This window comes from Lysinibacillus sp. GW823-FHT02G10, assembly GCF_058797135.1.
Genome location: NZ_JBXAJI010000004.1, coordinates 1 through 20360, shown reverse-complemented (window position 1 = coordinate 20360; position 20360 = coordinate 1). Strand labels below are relative to the sequence as shown.

At 36.9% G+C, this 20360-nt stretch carries 21 protein-coding genes; 9 read left to right on the top strand and 12 right to left on the bottom strand.

Annotated elements, in window-relative coordinates:
* Positions 1–1140, top strand: a complete 1140-nt coding sequence (sat, locus tag AC1RFD_RS14120; protein WP_048394451.1) for a sulfate adenylyltransferase — start codon at positions 1–3, stop codon at positions 1138–1140.
* A complete protein-coding gene (gene cysC / locus AC1RFD_RS14115) occupies positions 1137–1730 on the top strand; it encodes an adenylyl-sulfate kinase (protein WP_048394453.1) in 594 nt (197 codons plus the stop codon). The genes sat and cysC overlap by 4 nt, the downstream gene beginning before the upstream one ends.
* A gap of 44 nt (positions 1731–1774) precedes the next feature.
* Here the strand turns inward: cysC and mnhG are convergent, their stop codons facing one another.
* From mnhG to AC1RFD_RS14080, 7 genes are read right to left on the bottom strand one after another with little or no spacing between them, the layout of a single operon-like run.
* The gene (gene mnhG / locus AC1RFD_RS14110) at positions 1775–2143 is read right to left on the bottom strand and encodes a monovalent cation/H(+) antiporter subunit G (RefSeq protein WP_004228373.1); all 369 of its coding nucleotides are present in this window, start codon (positions 2141–2143) and stop codon (positions 1775–1777) included.
* Positions 2127–2408 (bottom strand): Na(+)/H(+) antiporter subunit F1, encoded by a 282-nt coding sequence (locus AC1RFD_RS14105; RefSeq protein ID WP_004228375.1) that lies wholly within the window; start codon positions 2406–2408, stop codon positions 2127–2129. The genes mnhG and AC1RFD_RS14105 overlap by 17 nt, the downstream gene beginning before the upstream one ends.
* The gene (locus tag AC1RFD_RS14100) at positions 2405–2884 is read right to left on the bottom strand and encodes a Na+/H+ antiporter subunit E (protein ID WP_048394455.1); all 480 of its coding nucleotides are present in this window, start codon (positions 2882–2884) and stop codon (positions 2405–2407) included. The genes AC1RFD_RS14105 and AC1RFD_RS14100 overlap by 4 nt, the downstream gene beginning before the upstream one ends.
* Before the next feature lie 4 nt (positions 2885–2888).
* Positions 2889–4376, bottom strand: coding sequence for a Na+/H+ antiporter subunit D (locus tag AC1RFD_RS14095; protein WP_054549430.1), 1488 nt, complete (start codon positions 4374–4376; stop codon positions 2889–2891).
* Positions 4369–4710, bottom strand: a complete 342-nt coding sequence (locus AC1RFD_RS14090) for a Na(+)/H(+) antiporter subunit C (protein WP_004228379.1) — start codon at positions 4708–4710, stop codon at positions 4369–4371. Before AC1RFD_RS14090 ends, AC1RFD_RS14095 begins: the two co-directional genes overlap by 8 nt.
* A complete protein-coding gene (locus AC1RFD_RS14085) occupies positions 4710–5132 on the bottom strand; it encodes a Na(+)/H(+) antiporter subunit B (RefSeq protein ID WP_004228380.1) in 423 nt (140 codons plus the stop codon). Before AC1RFD_RS14085 ends, AC1RFD_RS14090 begins: the two co-directional genes overlap by 1 nt.
* Positions 5119–7530 carry a Na+/H+ antiporter subunit A gene (locus AC1RFD_RS14080; RefSeq protein WP_485600361.1) on the bottom strand — a complete coding sequence of 804 codons (2412 nt, stop codon included), beginning with the start codon at positions 7528–7530 and terminating at the stop codon, positions 5119–5121. The genes AC1RFD_RS14085 and AC1RFD_RS14080 overlap by 14 nt, the downstream gene beginning before the upstream one ends.
* 155 nt (positions 7531–7685) lie before the next feature.
* On the opposite strand from AC1RFD_RS14080, the gene AC1RFD_RS14075 reads away from it, so the two are divergent.
* Entirely contained in the window at positions 7686–8249 is a 564-nt protein-coding gene (locus tag AC1RFD_RS14075; RefSeq protein ID WP_048394459.1) for a DUF5366 family protein, read from the top strand.
* A gap of 336 nt (positions 8250–8585) precedes the next feature.
* Here the strand turns inward: AC1RFD_RS14075 and AC1RFD_RS14070 are convergent, their stop codons facing one another.
* Complete coding sequence (locus tag AC1RFD_RS14070; RefSeq protein ID WP_485600359.1) at positions 8586–10436, bottom strand: transglycosylase domain-containing protein; 1851 nt, start codon at positions 10434–10436, stop codon at positions 8586–8588.
* 237 nt (positions 10437–10673) lie between these two features.
* On the opposite strand from AC1RFD_RS14070, the gene AC1RFD_RS14065 reads away from it, so the two are divergent.
* Complete coding sequence (locus AC1RFD_RS14065) at positions 10674–11261, top strand: peptidylprolyl isomerase (protein WP_004228389.1); 588 nt, start codon at positions 10674–10676, stop codon at positions 11259–11261.
* A gap of 22 nt (positions 11262–11283) precedes the next feature.
* Positions 11284–11496, top strand: coding sequence for a hypothetical protein (locus AC1RFD_RS14060; protein WP_066038174.1), 213 nt, complete (start codon positions 11284–11286; stop codon positions 11494–11496).
* Between the two features lie 50 nt (positions 11497–11546).
* Here AC1RFD_RS14060 and AC1RFD_RS14055 read toward each other — a convergent pair whose 3' ends face one another.
* Positions 11547–12974, bottom strand: coding sequence for a magnesium transporter CorA family protein (locus tag AC1RFD_RS14055; RefSeq protein ID WP_131522563.1), 1428 nt, complete (start codon positions 12972–12974; stop codon positions 11547–11549).
* Between the two features lie 110 nt (positions 12975–13084).
* Positions 13085–14257 (bottom strand): MalY/PatB family protein, encoded by a 1173-nt coding sequence (locus AC1RFD_RS14050; RefSeq protein WP_048394465.1) that lies wholly within the window; start codon positions 14255–14257, stop codon positions 13085–13087.
* A 72-nt stretch (positions 14258–14329) separates the two neighbouring features.
* Here AC1RFD_RS14050 and AC1RFD_RS14045 point away from each other — a divergent pair, with 72 nt between their 5' ends.
* Complete coding sequence (locus AC1RFD_RS14045) at positions 14330–14590, top strand: DUF1871 family protein (protein ID WP_004228396.1); 261 nt, start codon at positions 14330–14332, stop codon at positions 14588–14590.
* Positions 14591–14667: 77 nt separating this feature from the next.
* Here AC1RFD_RS14045 and AC1RFD_RS14040 read toward each other — a convergent pair whose 3' ends face one another.
* Positions 14668–16008, bottom strand: coding sequence for a sodium-dependent transporter (locus tag AC1RFD_RS14040; RefSeq protein WP_054549427.1), 1341 nt, complete (start codon positions 16006–16008; stop codon positions 14668–14670).
* A gap of 200 nt (positions 16009–16208) precedes the next feature.
* Here AC1RFD_RS14040 and AC1RFD_RS14035 point away from each other — a divergent pair, with 200 nt between their 5' ends.
* From AC1RFD_RS14035 to yugI, 3 genes are all read left to right on the top strand, one after another.
* A complete protein-coding gene (locus AC1RFD_RS14035; protein WP_492474990.1) occupies positions 16209–16757 on the top strand; it encodes an RNA polymerase sigma factor in 549 nt (182 codons plus the stop codon).
* On the top strand, positions 16750–18402 hold the full coding sequence (locus tag AC1RFD_RS14030) for a hypothetical protein (RefSeq protein ID WP_485600353.1): 1653 nt from the start codon (positions 16750–16752) through the stop codon (positions 18400–18402). Before AC1RFD_RS14035 ends, AC1RFD_RS14030 begins: the two co-directional genes overlap by 8 nt.
* Before the next feature lie 86 nt (positions 18403–18488).
* Positions 18489–18866 carry a S1 domain-containing post-transcriptional regulator GSP13 gene (yugI, locus tag AC1RFD_RS14025; RefSeq protein WP_004228409.1) on the top strand — a complete coding sequence of 126 codons (378 nt, stop codon included), beginning with the start codon at positions 18489–18491 and terminating at the stop codon, positions 18864–18866.
* A 41-nt stretch (positions 18867–18907) separates the two neighbouring features.
* Here yugI and AC1RFD_RS14020 read toward each other — a convergent pair whose 3' ends face one another.
* Complete coding sequence (locus AC1RFD_RS14020) at positions 18908–20215, bottom strand: sigma-54-dependent Fis family transcriptional regulator (protein WP_048394476.1); 1308 nt, start codon at positions 20213–20215, stop codon at positions 18908–18910.
* Positions 20216–20360: the final 145 nt, after the last annotated feature.

Genomic DNA, 20360 nt, shown 5'->3' with positions numbered 1-20360 from the left:
ATGAGTCTACAACCACATGGTGGACTACTTGTGCAAGCATTTAATCCGGAAAAAAAAATCACAACTATTCATAAGGAAATTGAGTTGGATGCAATTTCGTTGAGTGATTTAGAGCTAATTGCTATAGGGGGGTATAGCCCAATTGAAGGTTTTTTAACACAAGTAGACTATGAGTCAGTCGTGGCACAAAGTCGTTTAGCATCAGGTGTAGTATGGAGTATTCCGATTACCTTACCTGTTACAAAAGAGAAAGCGTCCATTTTACAGCCTGGTGACGAGGTGAAGCTGGTTTATGGTGATGAAGTATATGGCGTTATTGAAGTAGCAGATATTTATGAGCCGAATAAACGAAAAGAGGCTTTACTTGTCTATGGAACAGAGGATTTAGCACATCCGGGCGTTCAAAAGCTTTTTGATCGTCCTGCCATTTATGTTGGAGGGAAAATTACGTTAATTAAACGTCTTACACAAAAGTTCCCTGCTTATTCATTTGATCCAATAGAAACGCGACAATTATTTGCTGACAAGGGATGGAAAACTATTGTTGGCTTCCAAACACGTAATCCAGTCCATAGGGCGCATGAATATATTCAAAAGGCAGCACTTGAAACGATTGATGGGTTATTTCTAAATCCACTTGTGGGTGAAACAAAGTCAGATGATGTGTCAGCTGCTATACGTATGGAGAGCTATGAGGTTTTATTAAAAAACTATTATCCTGAAAGTCGTGTACAATTAGGTATTTTTCCAGCCGCTATGCGGTATGCAGGACCAAAGGAAGCTATTTTCCATGCACTTGTTAGAAAAAATTATGGCTGTACTCATTTTATTGTTGGTCGTGATCATGCAGGTGTTGGTGATTATTATGGCACATATGATGCACAAAAGATTTTTGAACAGTTTACTGAAGATGAATTGGGAATTGTCCCACTGAAATTTGAGCATAGCTTTTATTGCCAGCAATGTGAAGGCATGGCGACGACAAAGACGTGTCCACATGATAGCTCTGCCCATGTCATTCTATCAGGAACGAAGGTACGTGAGATGCTACGAAATGGAGAAGTACCACCAAGTACATTCAGTCGTAAAGAAGTCGTAGACATTTTAATTAAAGGCATGAGTAAGGAGGTAGTGAAATGAGTTCAAACATTGTTTGGCATGAAGCCTCCATTACAAAAGAAGAACGCCGTTCAAAAAATAAACATCAAAGCTTTATTTTATGGTTTACGGGTTTATCTGCTTCAGGAAAATCATCAGTGGCTAATGCATTTGCCCGTCGATTATTTGAAAGGAGCAATCAAGCCTTCGTATTAGATGGTGATAATGTGCGTCATGGCTTAAATAGTGACTTAGGATTCGATGAGGCAGGGCGCAAAGAAAATATTCGTCGAATAGGTGAAGTCTCAAAGTTATTTATAGAGAGCGGTCAAATTGTGCTAACGGCTTTTATTTCACCTTATCGAGAAGATCGTCAGGTAGTCCGTGAACTTGTAGAGGATGGTGAATTTTTAGAGGTCTTTGTAAAGTGTTCAGTAGAAACATGTGAAAAAAGAGATCCTAAAGGTTTGTATAAAAAAGCAAGGAATGCTGAAATTGCTAATTTTACAGGGATTAGCGCTCCATATGAAGAACCGATTAACCCAGAAGTTATTTTGGATACAGAACAGCATTCCATTGAAGAATGTGTGGAGCAACTGACAAATATTTTAACTGCCAAGGGATATATTTAACTAAAAAAATCTGCTCGATTTAGTAATCGGGCAGATTTTTACGTTTATTTTACACCTTGTTCCTTTTTCATTCTGTCAATTTCAGGACCTAGTTCATCACGTACGGTACCTTTCCAAGGCTTAACACCAGCAATATAGGAAGAACGCGTCATAATGTGTCCGCCAACAGGACCAGTAATAAAGAGGAAGAGTATCCCCAGTAAAATACGAGGGTTGAAATGATCTTCAATCAGCCAAAAGTGAAAGAATACACCAATCAGTACACACATGACGCCAAGTGTTGCACTTTTTGAAGCGGCATGTGCACGTGTATACAAATCAGGTAAGCGGACAAGTCCGATAGCTGTCACGACAATAAAGAGTACTCCAACAGTAATGAAAAAGATAACTAAACTATTAGCGAGAATTGTCACGTTTGATGATATCTCCTTTCTCTATGAATTTAGAGAAAGCCATCGTACCGATAAACGATAAAATTGCTAGCAATAAAATGATTTCAAGAAAGAAGCTTGTTTCCACTAAAATCGAAAATAGTCCGATTAAGGAAATGAGTGAAACACCAAGTGAATCCAAAGCTACAACACGATCGGATGCGGAAGGACCTTTTACCATTCGATAAATGACCGCTATCATTGATAAGCAAATCACTACGATTACAGCAATAATAAATGTTGTCATGATTTACTCACCTCCAAAATCGCTTTTTCAAATGAATCTCGAATGGAAGCAATGGCTTCATCCACATCGTTAATATCAATTGCATGTACATACAATGTTTTCGCATCATCCGAAACATGCACTACAACTGTTCCTGGTGTTAAAGTAATAAGACTTGATAATAACGTAATTTCCCAGTCTTGTGTTAAAACAGTTGGATAAGCAAAAAAGGCTGGTTGCATGTCCAGTTTAGGCTTCAACACTACTTTTAACACTTGAACATTTGCTAAAATTAATTCTTTAAAGAACAACAACGTTAATTTTAGCAGGGCCCATAATCGATAGACATAAAGACGGGACTTGAAAAACCTCCGCATGAGAATAAGTAAAAGTATCCCCATCATGAATCCTATGATAAAACCAGTTGCTGTGTAATTAGAGGAAAGGAACATCCAGACAAAGGCAAGTACAAAATTTAAAATCATTTGAAATGCCATAGTGCTAATCCTCCTTCATCACAGCATCTATATAGATAGATGGATCATTTAATAGTTTTGCAGCATCATCCATAAATGGCGTAATCCATTCAGAACCCACACCATATGCGACCGTAATAAGTACTAACAAGGCAGTAGGCATAAACAGCATTTTATAGGTAGATTTGTCGACGGTACCTTGTGTTTCTTTTTCCTCACCCCAAAAGGCATAGAGGAAAATACGAATCACGGATAGTAAAACAAGCAGTGAAGATGCTAAAATGAAAATACTGCTCCACATACTTCCAGCCTCAAAGCCTCCCTGAACAATTAACAGCTTTCCAACAAACCCGCTAAGTGGTGGAATTCCAGCTAAGCCAAAAGCTGCTATTAAATAACACCAACCCAGTGCAGGGTATTTTTTCATAAGTCCACCCATTTTACGCAAGTCAGATGTACCAGTAATGTAGATGACAATGCCGATTAACATAAAGAGTGCTGCCTTAATCAGCATATCGTGAATTAAATAAAACATCGCTCCTTTTAAAGAAGCCTCATTCATTTGAGAGACACCAAATAAAATGACACCTACTGCAATGACAATGTTATAGATAATAATGAGCTTTACATCAAAATAAGCGAGTGCTCCAATACAACCAGCCACAATTGTTGCAATAGCTAATGCCATTAGTAAATCATGCGTATAGGATAAATCATGTACAAAAAATAGTGTGTAGGTACGTGTAATGGCATAGACCCCAACCTTTGTGAGCAGAGCGCCAAATAGAGTTAAGACAGGGATCGGGGCTGCTGCATACGAAGTAGGAAGCCAAAAGTATAATGGGAAAATAGCTGCTTTTAGTCCAAATACCATTAAAAATAGTACAGCAATAACAGTAATAATCCCTGGTTGATTAATTTCAGCAATTTTTACCGCAATATCAGCCATATTTAATGTTCCTACTACAGAATATAAATAGGCCACGGTTATAACAAATAATGCCGAAGAAATAACATTAATTAAAATATATTTAATTGACCCTTTCAGTTGCCCCTTCTCACCACCTAAAACGATGAGTAAATAGGAAGCCATTAACAATACTTCAAAGAACACAAATAAGTTAAAAATATCACCTGTTGTAAAGGCACCATTGACCCCAGTTAAAATAAACATAATACCAGGGTAATAAAAGAAGCGTTCGCGTTCCTTCGTGATAGAACCGAAGCCATACCAAACAACAAATAGTGCAATAAGCAATGTCGTTGTAACGAGCAATGCAGACACCATATCAGATACCATTGTAATACCGTAAGGAACAGGCCAATTTCCAAATGTGACCTTTTGAATACCATCTTCTTTCACTGTTAAAAGCAGTGAGAGGGCAGAGAGGAGGGCTAGTCCAATCCCAAGTAATGAAAATGATCGCTGATAAGTTAGATTTTTTTGTCCAAACATTAAAATCATACCGAAGAAAAACGGGATGATAATGGGTAATAGTAGGAAGTTATTCATCCTCATCACTTCCTCTCATTAAGCTAATATCATCCGTGTTAAGCTCTTGATAGGAACGGTAGGCAAGTACAAGGAAGAATGCTGTCACCCCAAAACTTATAACAATTGCAGTTAAAATAAGTGCTTGGGGTAAGGGATCAGCAAATGTTTTGGCTCCTTCGTTTAAGACAGGTGGAGCTTCACCACCAAGACCACCCATTGTTAAGATGAGTAGATGAGCACCATGACTTAACAGACCTGTTCCAATAATAATGCGCAATAAACTTTTTGATAAGATTAAATAGACCGCTGCCATAAAAAGAAAGCCGATCACAAAGGCCATAATTATTTCCATTATTCATCCTCTCCAATCGTTTGAATAATGGTCATCGTAACGCCGACAACAACCAAATAAACCCCGCTATCAAAAAGCATAGCCGTGTGTAATGACTGTTTGCCTAGAAGCGGTAAATCGAAATAATCAAAGAAATGTGTGAAAAACGGTTTGCCCACAAACATTGGGTATGCCGCAGTAGCAAGGGCTAATAGTAAGCCAATGGCTGTTAAATATGTGTAATTAATAGGTAGAATATGGCGGACTGTGTTGATATCATAGGCTAACACTAAAAGAACAAGTGCACTTGATGTTAACAGCCCTCCAACAAAGCCTCCACCAGGTGTATAGTGACCAGCTAAAAAAATATGAATGGAGAAGAAGAAAATAATGAAAAATACAATTTTAGCTGTAAATTGTATTATCACATCATTTGTTTTCATGAGTGTTCTCCTTTCTATTCATACGTAACTTAATCATAGCTAAGATGGCCATGCCAGCTATACCGAGTACTGTAATTTCAAACAATGTATCGAAACCTCGATAGTCTACTAAAATTACGTTTACAATATTTCCACCACCAGCTAAAGAATAGACGGTTTCCTCGTAGTACTTAGCAATAGAGGGAATTAGTTTTTGGGAATGAGCTGATAGCGCAACAAGTGTTACCATCACACCAACTGCAATGGAAACAATGGCACGATTTAACTGGAACCTCATTCGCTCCTCGCGTTTACCAAGCTTAGGTAAATGGTAAAATGCTAATAAAAATAGTGCTACTGAAATCGTTTCTATAACGAGCTGTGTCAGCGCTAAATCAGGTGCGTTAAAAATGACAAAGAATAAGGCTACTGTATAGCCTACAGTACCAAGCCCAATAATGGCTGTTAAACGTGATTTGGCCAAGATGGTGATGGCAGTACCAATTAATAAAACTACGATCAAGATAATTTCATACAAATTAATTGGTGAGGCTCCTTGGAATGAAATACTAAATGCATCTTTCACGAATAGAGAGCCGATAACAATAATAGTTATTCCGCTAAACATATAGAGTAAATAGTGACGCATAGAACCTGTCATATAGCGTCGGGAAATACGATTTAAGCCAACATCTAATCCCTGCATGATTTTGTCATAGGCATTGTTTAATGTTAACGCTTGCGGGAATCGTTGATACATCCCTTGCCATTTTGGTAAGGCAACAAATAACAATACCCCAACTATTATAATTCCAATGGTCATCAGTAACTCTGGGGTAATGCCATGCCAAGCAGATACATGAATATCAACAGCTTGAGGTGAATCATACAAAAATGGCTGTATCGCTTGAACGGCTGGTTTTACAAAGGTATTACCGATAAAGTTTGGAATAAAGAAGATTGTCACAACTAAAGCTGCTAAAAGAATAGGAGAAATTAGCATACCAATCGGCGCCTCATGTGGTTTATGAGGTAACTGCTCTGGTTTGTAATTCCCATTAAATGTTCGGAAAACAAAATAGAAACTATAGATAAATGTAAAAATACTAGCAATCCACGCAACAATAGGGAAGAGTGCTCCCCATGTTTCAAAGCCGAAGAATTCAAACTTTTGAAGTGCAAGCATCGCTGTTAAAAACATTTCTTTACTTAAGAACCCATTAAATGGTGGAAGACCAGCCATTGATAAACTTCCTATTGCAGCCACTGTAAAACTAATTGGCATAATACTCATTAAACCACCGAGTTTACGAATATCTCGAGTTCCAGTTTCATGATCCACAATGCCTGCAATCATGAAGAGACTGCCTTTAAATGTTGCATGATTAATAAGGTGGAAAATGGCAGCAAATGCAGCAAATTTTATGGTATCGATTGAGCCATTTGCATGAAAAGCAACAGCATTTGCCCCGAGTAGTGACATAATAAGCCCAAGCTGACTGACTGTAGAGAATGCTAGAATACCTTTTAAATCAGTTTGCTTCACTGCAAAGAAGGAACCCCAGAATAAAGTTAAGATACCTACACCTGTTACAAGCCACACCCAAAGTTCAGAGGCTGCAAATATCGGCGTAAATCGTGCAACTAAATAGATACCTGCTTTGACCATTGTAGCTGAGTGAAGGTATGCACTTACTGGTGTTGGCGCCTCCATGGCATCTGGTAACCAAATGTAGAATGGGAATTGCGCGGATTTTGTAAATGCTCCCAAGAGTAATAGGACAAGTGACCAAGTGAATAAAGGTTGGTCTACTAAATTTGGTGCCATGACTATCAATTCTCGAATCGAGTAGGTTCCTCCCATTAAATAAAGAAGAACGAAGCCACCTAACATCATTAAACCGCCGCCAACTGTAATCATCATAGACTTTAATGCACCGAAGCGTGAGGCATCCCGATTATACCAATAGCCGATGAGTAAAAATGATGATATGGATGTTAGCTCCCAGAAGAAATAGAGAGTAATTAAATGATCTGACTGTACTACTCCCAGCATGGCTGACATAAATAACAGTAAGTAAACATAAAAGTTATGTAATTTTTCTTTATGTTTATCTAAGTAAAAAATGGAGTAAAGCACAACTAACGAGCCAATTCCAGTAATGAGTAATGAGAATAATAAGCTAAGTCCATCTAAATATGAGATGATGGAAATATCAAGCGATGGAATCCAAGGTAGCTCTGCAGTAAATACTTCACCTTTAGCAACTTGAGCAATATATGTTGTATAAATAACAGCAAGCGTAACAGGTACAGCAAGAACAAACCAACCTGTGTGAATATTATTCATGCGTTTATATAATAATGGCACTAATATTGCAACAAGCATTGGAATAAAAATATAAAGTACTTGTAACAAAAAAACCCTCCTTTATGCAGGTAAGTAAATCAATTATAACGTACTTTAATTGGGAATGCATATGTACTATTGGGATTTAGCTTGCGGTCGTTGGAGAATTTTCGTTATATTATAAATAGGAAGTTATCAATAAAAATAGAGGAAAAAAATTTTTTATGAAGAACCCATATATCTATGGTTATCTACCATTAATTACAATTTTATTGTTTAGTTTGACATTTGGGATGTATGCTGTTGGTAAATCTTTACAGATTTTTCAAGCCATCGGTGTGTATTCAGGAATGCGAGAGTTTTTATCAGATTTTGAGTTACGTGTATTTCTTCTCATCGTCTTTGCCATTGTTTTTTTTATGTTATTTTCTGCCCTTAAACTAGTAGGCGAAACCATTCATGAAGTAGGAATGCTGTTCTTTTCAAAGGACAACGAAGGAGCCACAGTTAGTCAGGCTCGAGGTGGCTATATTATCTTATTTGTAGGTGCTATGTGTTCTGCATTTGCCATCCAATTTATTTATGTTTTAATAGGTATTTTCGTCATAACGATATTTACCTACTTTATTTATCTGATTTATAAAATGAGTCATTTTATATCAATGGGCGGCACAATCGGTCTATTAATCTTTGAGCTTTTTATGTGGACGATTCTTTTAACATTAGTTATTTATGTCGTATTAAAGCTATATAATGGCATTTTGGCAAGTTTGCCGTTTGCAAATTAATACATACTATTAAAATGGTGATGTTAATAGTAGAAAAAGAGAGTTTGAAAGGCGAGGGGTTGATTTCCGTTCTGCCAGCGTCCTTTCCAGGGGGAGTTCGATGAGCCGCTTCACTCCTTTACATTCGCTCCAGGGTCTCCTCTGTGACGTTAAATCCCATGGATAGTGAGCCCCTGTACGGAGCGGAGGAAGCGGCTCGGCGCTCGTCCACAGGAAAACAAGTAGCCTGTAACGGAAAACCATTTACATCTTTAATAAAAATTTAATTGATGGTTTTGTTTTTTTACACTTTAAAAAGGTAGTAGTCTTAGCGACTACTACCTTTTGCATGTTTCACTACTCAAGCAACACGTTAAATAATTGGTGATGAATTTTGTACTCTTCTAATTGCTGCATCGATTGAGGTTTATCATACCCTAGCCATACAGCAGCAGTATATTCATTATTGAGTCCAGCAAGCCAGTAGTCACGATAGTCATTCGTTGTCCCTGTTTTTGCACCAACGTAGCTGCTATTACTATAGACACCTTGACCCGTACCGTTTGCTACAACATCTGCAAGGAGTTCACGCATGTATTTTACTGTTTTAGGAGACCAAATTTGATCACGCTGTGTATCCCAACTATAAAGCTCTGTTCCATCTAATGCTGTGACTTTTCGAATACTATGTGCAAGTACATAAGAGCCATCAATAAAGCTAGTATAAGCATCTGCTAGTTCTAATGCTGTTACACCATAGGTTAGTCCTCCTAATGATGCAGCATAATTATAATCTTTCTCTACAATCGAGCGGAAGTGAAAGCGATTAAGGTAATGAAAGGCTGTCTCGACGCCAACGGTTTGAAAGAGACGAAGTGCAGATGTATTATAGCTATGTCGAAAAGCAGTACGAATTGACACATCACCATACGTATAGCCCCCATAGTTTTGTGGGCAAAAAGAGCCCACACAATAACGCCCACCATTGACAATCGAATCAGGTGTATGAGATGTTGTTTCGAAGAATGGTGCATAGACTGCTAGAGGCTTAAAAGCTGAACCAGGCTGACGTGTTCCTTGGAATGCACGATGGAAATCAAATTTTTCATAGTTCTTTCCTGCATACAGACTGACTATTTCTCTTGATTGGTTTTCAATGGCTGCACCTGCAGCTTGCCATGGGCTAGTACCTAAAATAGCTGACATTTTTTCCTCATCATGTTGCTGTTTAGTAGGATCAAGTGCTGTGTGAATGATGAGTCCATTTTGAAATAGTGTATTGAGTCGAATGTCTAATTGTGCTTTAATTTTTTTCTTTTCTTCCTCATTATCTGTAGAGCTTAGTCGATCCGCATAACCTTCTTTTTCTGCAATAAGCCATTTTAGCTCTTGAAGAACATAAGTGCTATACATTGGATAACTTTGAATTTTATCTTTCACATTTAATGTAATGGCATCAGCCTTATAGTTTTTTGCCTCTCCCTCTGTAATAGCCCCATTTGCTGCAAGGGTATCTAACAAACGCTCCTGCCTTGCTTTAGTTTGATCATAATTCTTTAAAGGATTATAAAGGGAAGGGTTATTTGGGATGGCAGCAATGAAAGCTATTTCAGCGATGGATAATTCTTTGAGTGGCTTTTGAAAATAATAGGTGGCTGCTCCGCCAATGCCATAAACTTGATTGCTGAAATAGGACTCATTTAGGTACATCGTTAAAATGGCTTCTTTATCAAATTCTTTTTCTAATTCATAGGCATAAAAAAGCTCTGTTAATTTCCGTTCATATGTTTTTTCTTCGGATAAATAACGCATCCGAACAAGCTGCTGCGTAATTGTACTACCACCTTGAGAGGTTGTGTTGCTATTTGAATTGGCTACAACTGCACGAATAATAGCACTTAAATCAAAGCCAATATGCGTATAAAAATCAGCATCCTCACTGGTAATGAATATTTCCTGGGCAATTTGTGGAATTTCTTGTAAACTTAGTGGCTGCCGCCATTCGACATATTCCTCACTAAATGTTTGCCCATTTCGATCAATAAGGGTAACAGGTAGTTGGGCCTCTACCTCGGGTAAATGTATTGCATTAGTCATTTGTTCCTCATGTGCTTGTGCAATATTGAATTCTGTTTTAATGTTTGTGCTAATCCACCATAAAGCAGGAAGGGATAGAACGATAATAAAAAAACCAAAAGCCTTTTTCATGTGTGCCTCCACTCTTTCTATAAATCCTTCATCAGAATAACATATTTTGGATTGATTCCAAATACTCGCTCAGACCTATTTACATAGTTTTAAACATGAATAGTAAAAGTGCAAAAATCGTCAATACTTAGAGGGAGAAAACCAGTAGGAAGTATGTTAGACTAAAATGAGGTCAGAAAAGATGCAAGGGCATCTTTTTCATTGAAACTGAAATTTATCATTAAAGGAGAGACTTCCATGTTTCCACAGTTAACAACAGACGTACAAGCAGGCGAAGTGCTTGTAGAAATGAACACAACATTAGGTGCTATCAAAATTAAATTATTTCCTGAGCACGCACCGAAAACGGTTGAGAATTTTTTAGGTCATGCTAAATCAGGCTACTATAACGGCATTATTTTCCACCGTGTTATTCAAGACTTCATGATTCAAGGTGGCGACCCAACTGGTACTGGTATGGGCGGAGAATCAATTTGGGGTAATTCCTTTGAAGATGAGTTCTCAGAGCAATTGTTTAACCTACGTGGAGCGCTTTCAATGGCAAATGCAGGACCAAACACAAATGGTTCTCAATTCTTTATTGTACAAATGAAGCACCTTCCAAGTGATATGCTTCGTCAATTACAAGGGGCGGGCTTCCCTGAAGAGATCATCGAAGCTTATGCTCAAAACGGTGGTACACCTTGGTTAGACCATAAACACACAGTATTCGGTCATGTAGTAGAAGGTATGGACATTGTGGATAAAATTGCAGATGTGGAAAAAGATTTCCGAGACAAACCATTAGAAGATGTGAAAATTGAGTCAATTACAGTCTTTGAATAATACGTATAAGGACGTGTAGAACATGCAGAACTTTATGTATCAATTTTTATATTTCCCAGAAGACAAATCAGGTTATATTCCAGCAGCATTTGAATTTTTAATTATGCTTATTTTATGTATTATCGTGTTTACGCTTTTTAGAAAAATTTCTAAGAAACAAGAATTAAAATCAAAAGAAATTGAAGCACGTATTTTAGCAGAAAAGAAAAACACAAACAATCAACAGAATGTCTAATAAAAAGAATCCGCTTGCCATAGAGGGCGAGCAGATTCTTTTTTATTGTATCAATTTTTTTTAAAGCGTCGAATAGTATTTTGCAGGGCCTTGATGGCAGTGAAACAAACCAGTACAAGTGACAAGCCAATCCCACTCAATGCAGTAATAAAGGCTACCCATTCAAAGAGTGTATAACTACCGATGCTATCGAAATCACTGCTATCTTTCCACCCTTCAATGACTAAGTTCATCCCATAAATGCCCGATACCACAGTAAAGACTGTTAAAATAAATAGTAAATTATTACTTCGATTATCGGATTGATCTTCCTGTGTTCGATACAAACTATTCAATGTTTCTTTCGTTTCTACATAATGTTCATTTATACGGAAGAACTTTCGTAGCAATTGAGCAATTTCTCTGCCTTCTGTTCGTACGATGACTTCTTCAAAATAATAGCGTGCAGAAAACTTTGTAATCAGCTCGATTAGTTCATTGACAACCTGTTTATCTTTGCCCCACTTTATTTCACTATACTCATAGGAAAGCTTTAAGAGCATCATTTTATAAAAATAATGAATGAACAAATTGTAATAGTGCGTACCCATAAATTCTTGAATACTATGTGTACATTTGGCAAACGGCCTATTTGTAATCGTTATTTGTGCTTGTGAGGAGGTGATAATATAACTGTTAGGAGCCCAGCGTGTATGGGCATGCTCTTGTACATAATTAGAGATATATGAAGGATTAGTGCTAGAAATAAAGGGTTTGCCAGCAGGTGTCCTACCGTCTACTTGTCCTAAGCGAAATAAATGCTCAGGTATAATTTTAGCTTCTTCCTCTGCAATTAAATAAGCTGAGGCAAACATTCTCTCATCTTCAAAGAAAGGTAAGCCTTCATAGCTATGGTCTTGTTGATGTAATAGAAAGGGTTTTAAATAAGGTATAAAATACTTAAATAATAATTCACTCGTAGAAGAACAATGACCAAATGAAAAATGATGACTTGCACCTTTTTCCTCTCTTAGTTTAGCCTCTAATACTCTAAAATAGTGGATAAAATTTAAGATATCACTTAGATCATGCGATTGATCTGTAATATTTGTTCTGACTGTTATAATCCCATTCCCAAAAGGACATAATGTCACATCAATACTCATCACTTCGTAATCATAATTGATTTGACTTTCTTGCAGATGTAAGGTGCCTTGTGTATAAAAAGCTTTCGAAAAACGAATAAAGTCAGGGTTATTCATTTTGTTTGGAAATAATTTATCCTCCAAAAAAGGATAGAAAAATTGGGCAAGTTCCTCATGTATAATCGTCATATCACCATAAAAAGCGTCTTCAAGAGATGTATTGTTTAAGGTGAAAAAGGAAAAGCCCTCGTTTAGTAGTATATCACTGATTTTTTGACGATTTTTTTCGGAATAGGCGAAGGGAAATAGGAATGTCATATAAGCACGTTTAATCGTTAATGGGACAATGTCCATGTAAAATCACCTCTGTATAAATCCGATTGATAAGAACCTTTTCCACAAAATTTTGTTTTTAAACATAGAAAAAGGATAGCTCTAAGGGGAGAGATATCCTTTCAACCATTTTATTGCGCAAAGACCTTTTTAAAACGCTCGACTCCATCTTTCACAGTATCAAATGAACAAGCAACATTCATACGTAGGAAGCCACGACCTTCTTCTCCGTATTTTGTCCCTGGTTCTAGAGCAAGCTTTCCGATTTCAAGTAAGCGGTTCATGATCTCCTTCTCTTCAAGCGCTAGTTCTCGGTAATCAATCCAGATTAAATAAGTGGATTGAGGAATCGTAACACGAATACCTGGAATCTGCTCTAACTCCGTTTTCACATAATCCATGTTGGCAGAAATATAAGGAAGTAATTCATCTAACCAAGGAGCCCCTTCTGTGTATGCTGCATGAAGGGCAACAGAGGCAAATGTATTTAATGAGCCTTGACCACTTGCCATATTGATGGCCTCTAGCTTCAAACGTTTTTTCTTATCTGTTACGATCATATATGAAACTTGAATTCCTGCTAAGTTAAATGTTTTAGTAGGAGCCATACACGTAACAATGCGATTGATTTCATCACCTGCAACTTTAGCTAAAGGAATATGTTTATCCCCATTAATCATTAAATCAGCATGGATTTCATCAGAAATAATGATGACATCATATTTAGCGCAAAGTCGTACAATTTCCTTTAAAGTAGCTTCATCCCATACATAGCCTCCTGGATTATGCGGGTTACATAGTATGTAGGCTTTCACATCTTGAGCTAAAGATTGCTCGAAGGCTTCAAAATCATAGACAAACAATCCGTCTTTTTCAATTAATGGGCAGCTCACAACTTCACGACCATTACTTTTTGGTATGTTAAAGAATGGCGGATAAACTGGAGGTGAAATGAGTACTTTGTCCCCAGGGTTAGTTAGGGCAACAATGCTGTTAGCTAATGCAGCCACAACACCATTACAGAATAGGATGGCTTCTTTCTCTATGTGCCAGTCATGGCGAGTACTTTGCCAGTCTACAATGGATTGTATCGCTTCTTCACTCATATAACTATAGCCAAAAATAGTATGTTCAGCATGTTGTTGTAAAGCCTTTGAAACGGCTATTGGAGCAGGAAAATCCATATCGGCTACCCACATTGGTAAGATATCTGAGGCATCGTTTAGGCCATAAACCTTTTCCATTGCGTCCCATTTTACTGAGTTTGTACATCGACGTTTGATAGTTTGATCAAAAATAGACAAGCAAATCACTCTTTTCTTTTTTTTTTACTATGGTATCATACGAGTATGATCAAAGGATAATAGGTGAGTATTTTGGAAAATATAAAAATGAATCAAGCAGCTGTCCATCTGCTAGAGGAGTGGGATCCATTCCACTTAGGTCCAGACCATTATGATACAGAAACAGCAGATGTAGTTGCAGCATTGCAAGGGATTGATGATCCATCAACACTTGCAAAAGTTATTCAAGAAACATATGAGCATTCGTTTGAGCAATGGATACCGTTTGAAGATTGTGTAGCCATTTCTTACAAACTAATTGCCATTAAATTTGAAGCGAAATGTATTATTTAAAATATTTTGCATATTCCTTATAAAAAAAGGGGTTGTCAATGGACAACCTCTTTTTTAATGCATCATGAGGCTATTACTTATTTAAATAAAGGCAAAATCCCCTGAATGAAAATAATAAAAATGGCGAGTGGGGAGACGTAGCGAATTAAAATGTACCAAATATTAAACATGAAGCTAGACGCAGCTAATTCTTTACGTGAAATATCCCTTGTATAATAATAACCTGCAAAAATTGAAATCAACAAAGCTCCAATCGGCATTCCGATGCTATTAGTCATAAAATCCACAAAGTCAAAAATAGAGCGATCTACTATTTTTACATCTGCTAATATGCCAAATGAAAGGGCACTTGGAATACCAAAGATGAAAATAATGATTCCACCAATCCAAGCAATTTTTCTACGTTTTTCTGGTTTATCACCAATAGCAATTGCCACGACTATTTCTAACATGGAAATGGAAGAAGTGACTGTAGCAAAAAGCAATAGAATGAAGAAAATAGTTAAGAATAAGCCACCAAGAGGTAACTGCTCGAATACAGCTGGCAAAATAATGAATACTAAGCCTGGCCCTTGATCAGGCGTATAACCAAGCGCAAATACTGCTGGGAAAATAACAAGTCCTGCAAGTAAAGAGATAATAATATTCATAGATGCTACATTAATCGCAGAGTTACCAATCTTCTCTGTTTTAGATAAATAGGAAGCATATGTAATCATAACCGCAATACCTACACTTAATGAGAAGAATGCTTGTCCTAAGGCCATTAAAAATGTTTCAGCATTTAAATAGGACCAATCAGGTACAAACATAAATTTAACGCCTTCCATAGCCCCGTCTAAAGTTAAAGAGCGAATAACTAGGACAATAAAGAAAATAAAGAGGAGAGGCATCATCCATGTGCTGGCTTTTTCAATTCCGCCCTTAATACCTGCTGACACAATGACTACTGTTAATAACATAAATAGTCCCTGTACAAGTACTGCTTCAAAAGGGCTTGAAATAATATCGCCAAATAAATCAGCGTAGTTGATGTCAGAGCCAGCATTCGTTAGCTTAAATGTAAAGGCACGACCTAAATAGCTTAAAATCCATCCACCAACAACGCTGTAGAATGATAAGATAAGGCCTGCAATTACCATACCGCCCCAGCCAATCAAATACCATGGCTTTCCTGGTGCTTGTTCCTTAAAGGAAGTGACGGCATCCTTTTGACCTCGACGACCTATCATGAACTCAGCAATGAGGACGGGTAAGCCAATAAAGAAAGTACATAAAATAAATAATAAAATAAAGACACTACCGCCATTCGTACCCGCCATATAGGGGAATTTCCAAATGGCTCCTAACCCTATAGCACTTCCTGCGGCAGCTAAAATAAACCCAATTTTTGTTGTAAATTGATCCCTCGATGACACGAAAATAAATCCTCCTTATACTAAAGTATTATTTTACCTCAATATTCTCATAACACAAGCAAATATCAGAAAATTGATGATAGCAAGAAAGACATTTGATGGAGTAAAAATATAGAGAGATGACATATGAGGAAGGACATTTAAATTATGTAACAATTAGGTAGAATACTTCGTTTCATTATCAAAAAGGGGGGAGAGCTATGACGGAGGTTGAACTAATAGCAAGGGCGCAGCAAGGAGATAAAGAAGCCTATATCGAGCTTATCCGCATACATCAGCAAACCGTTGAAAAGTTTGCCTTTCAATGTGGCGTACATACAAATGATTTAGCTGATGTTTCACAGGAGGTATTTGTTAAACTATATCGCTTTTTACACCAATTTAAACAGGATCGATTTACCACGTGGCTCTATAAAATCACATTAAATGCTACGCGTGATTATTATCGTAAGGAACAACGGCAGCAGGCTAAAGAGGACAAGCTACAAGCCCAACAGCAGAAGACTCATTCATCTGCTGAAGATGATGTTCTTTTGTTTGAAGAGGACAGGCATCTACATCGTGCTATTCAGGCACTTGACGAAAAATACCGTTATCCTCTCGTGTTGTATTATTTCCACGAATTAAAATACGAAGAAATCGCTGAAGTTTTAAATATTTCGTTATCGACGGTGAAAGTGCGATTATTACGAGCGAAGGAAAAGCTAAAGGCAGCATTAATGCAAGATGGGAGTGTTGAAAATGGATGATAAGCAATTTGACCAACGTATGGCACTACTGAAAAAATCCTATGAACGAATGGAAGCGAAGCTTGATCCTGATACTGTCTTTAAACAAATTGAAGAAGAGGATATATCCAAGGAATTATCTTTTGAAATCATCAATAAAGTTCATCAGCGCCCCTCAAGATGGCAAAAGTCGGTTGTTTGGTTTGTAAGTATTGCGAGCGTGTTAATAGTGGGTTTATTAGGAACTTCATATATGATTAGACAGCCTGAAACATACAATAACAGTGATAAACAGATTTCCCAAGAAAATGATGACAAAACGATAGGGACGTATGAAAAATGGGTAGAGCGAATCACCAAGAAATATAAGAGAGTGAAAGAAGATATAAGTAGAGAGTTGAAAGTTTCAGTAGAAGAACTGAATACTTTTTCATATATTCAAAATGCAGATTCCATGTTGGCCTTCTATACGAGTTACGAACGTCCGATAGAAGAGGATTGGGAATTGCAAATAATGGAGAAAGAAATTTTAGACGGATTAATGACCCCAAGACGAGCCTTAGAGACAATCAAAGGATATGGGCCATTATCCTTTAATGAATCCTATGGAATCTTTAGCTTATATAAGCAATCGCTTAATGATATAGAAATGTATTTTAATTCTTTACTTGAACCTTATGAACAGTTTTTCAAGAAAAAGATAGATCGTAGTCAGTATCCATCAGATTTAAAAGCAATCATTGAAACAGCAAGCAAGCAATATATGGAACTTCATTTGGATACGGATGGTTCCTATTATTTTAAAGCTAATCCCATCGATGGGGAATTTGCTTTTGAGCCTATAAAATACATGCACCCTGATATTTTTGGTTACTTTGAGTTTTTACAAAAAGGATTTTTAGTAGGAGAAGAAGGCTTGAGGTATACACGAGAAGAAACAGCTGAATCCTTGAAAATTATGGAGCGTTCATTGTTGTTTGATATCAATACGGCGAATGTTACTTATAAGGAATTAAAGGCAGTATTTGAAAATACTTGGTTAGCTCTAATGAAAGGATCCACTAATTATCAAGTGTATGCTGAAAAGGGAATCGTTAATAAAGAATACCTGAATTTTTTACAAAAAGTAGCTAATGGAAAGTATGGGGAGGTAATGACAAAGAATGCGGCAACTATTTTAAATGAATTACACCAATATAACAACTCAGAAACGTTAGTAGGGCTGTCAATACAAGATATTTCAGCGGCCATTTTGCAAGTTAGGAAAGATACGGCAGTTGAAGAATTTAATATTGTAGACATCGATGATGCAGAGATTGCACAAATTAAGAGAATTTATGATCAGTATTTGAAAAGTGACCCTGAACCATTTATTAATCAGCTCAGTCCTTTAAATATGGTATCCCTTTATTTATATGCAATTTCTATTGGAGATGAATCATTGCAAGAGAAAGTAATCCTATCAAATGTAGAAATAGAGTTTGATTTTTTAAACAAAGTAAAAGGATTATCCATAATTAGCCAAATATCGCAATACAATGGAATTTATCCAATGGTGGCTGTACGACTTGATGAAGAACATCAAAAAGAGTATGGCAAGCAGATTTTGTTTAGATTATCTCAAAATGAAGATGGTTTTTACCGTATAATTGGTATCATGGATTGATGAGATGATTTTTTGCCCCGTTTTTACACGTATGTTATAATTTAAGCGATATATACGTAGCAAACAAAAGAAAGTGGGCAAAGGTTATGGTAAAAAAATATGAATTAGGAGACGTGTTGACCGGAAAAGTTACAGGTATTCAACCATACGGTGCATTTGTTGCACTAGATGACAATACGCAAGGCCTTGTGCATATTTCGGAAATAACATACGGCTTTGTGAAGGACGTTAGTGAATTTTTAGCTGTTGGGCAAGAAGTTGAAGTCAAGATTCTTGAAATCGATGAAGAGGCCGAAAAAATTAGTTTATCGATGAGAGCGCTACAGGATCGCCCAGCAACAGTAAGAAAAAAAGATGCACCACCACGTAAATCATTGCAGGACCGTGTAGATGAATCGGATGCAAATGGTTTTAATTCCTTAAAAGATAAATTGCAGGACTGGATTGAACAATCTGGTCAATAAAGAAACGAGGATGCTTTCGAATGAAAGTATCCTCGTTTTTTCTATTGCTTTTTTATTTTGCGGATTCGATATTGCAGGTTTTGTCTGCTCATACCAAGTGCATTCGCTGCCTTTGTAATATTGCCCTCATATAAATTTAAGACATTTTGCACATAATATGATTCGGCTTCACGCAAATAGGCATCGAGTGGCATGACATTGTGATTTTGATGGAACATAAAAAATTCTGGTTCACGATTATTTGTATCTTGCTGCTGCACTTTGAAGCGGAAATGTAAAGGTAATAAATCTGAAGTAACAGTGGATTCCGTTGTCATAAATGAAACAATTTCATCCAGTAGTAGCTCAAGCTCTTTTAGATTTCCTGGCCAATCATATTGTAAAAATAATTCCTGTACATCTGGTGCAAGATCAGTGACTTGTGAAGCAAATCGTTCTCGATGTCGACTAAAATAATCTTCTACAAATGGAAGAATGTCTTCTTTTCGATCCGTTAAATTAGGAATGGTAATGGCCATTGTAGCAAAAAAATAATATAGAGATTTTGACAGCTTCTTTTCGGCAATCAATGTAATGGGATCACTGCCCACACTGCCAATTAGCATATATTTGGACTGTGGAAGTGAATGTAGTATATCCAAAAGTTGCTCTTGAATGTCTAAGCTTAAAAAATCTATACGTTCGAAGAAGAAGGTGTAATCTTTATCTTCTTCTAATAATTGCTGTAATTTATCAAGCACCGATTGAGCTGAACGGCGACTAACGAGTGTCACAAAGGCATCAGGATCAGGTGAAGCGGCGTGGTGAATGCCCTCTGCTACTAAGTCTTTCCCTGTGCCAGATTCGCCAATTAATAATACTGGTAATTTTACAGCAGCTGCTTTTTTAGCGTTGTCGATAACCTGCTTCATGGATTCAGAATCAGCTTTAATCATATCAAATGTTAATGGTTCATCGTAACGACGAAGGGGTTGATAAACAAGCTTTTCCAGAGAGGTAATATCACGTGCAAATTCAATTGCGCCAATCAGTTTGCCTTCAACAAAAAGTGGAAAAGTATCATTGATTGTTGTAATTTCATGACCATTTTTATTCCAGTAGGATTGTTTAACGTTAATTTCTTTTTTTCCCGTTTGTAAAACACGCATTAACGTACTTTCATGTTGACGGAAGGAAAACATTTCAATAATGGAACGATCCGCAAGTTCATCAAAATGAAATCCTTCAATTTCTTTCATTTTCGTATTGTAAATAATCGTTTTGCCAGATAGGTCTACTGCATGAATACCAACGGATACATTTGTTGCAATAAACTCATAAAAAGGTAGTAAAGGTTCAGAATTTTTCATAAAAATGTGCACCTCAAAAATTTTTTACTTGAAATATGCAACGAAATTTTGCATTATAATAAGTGTAAGAATATTTTATACGCAAAGATATTTTGCGTCAATGTTTTTTGCATACCCAAACACATCTCACAAGGGAGGATTAAGT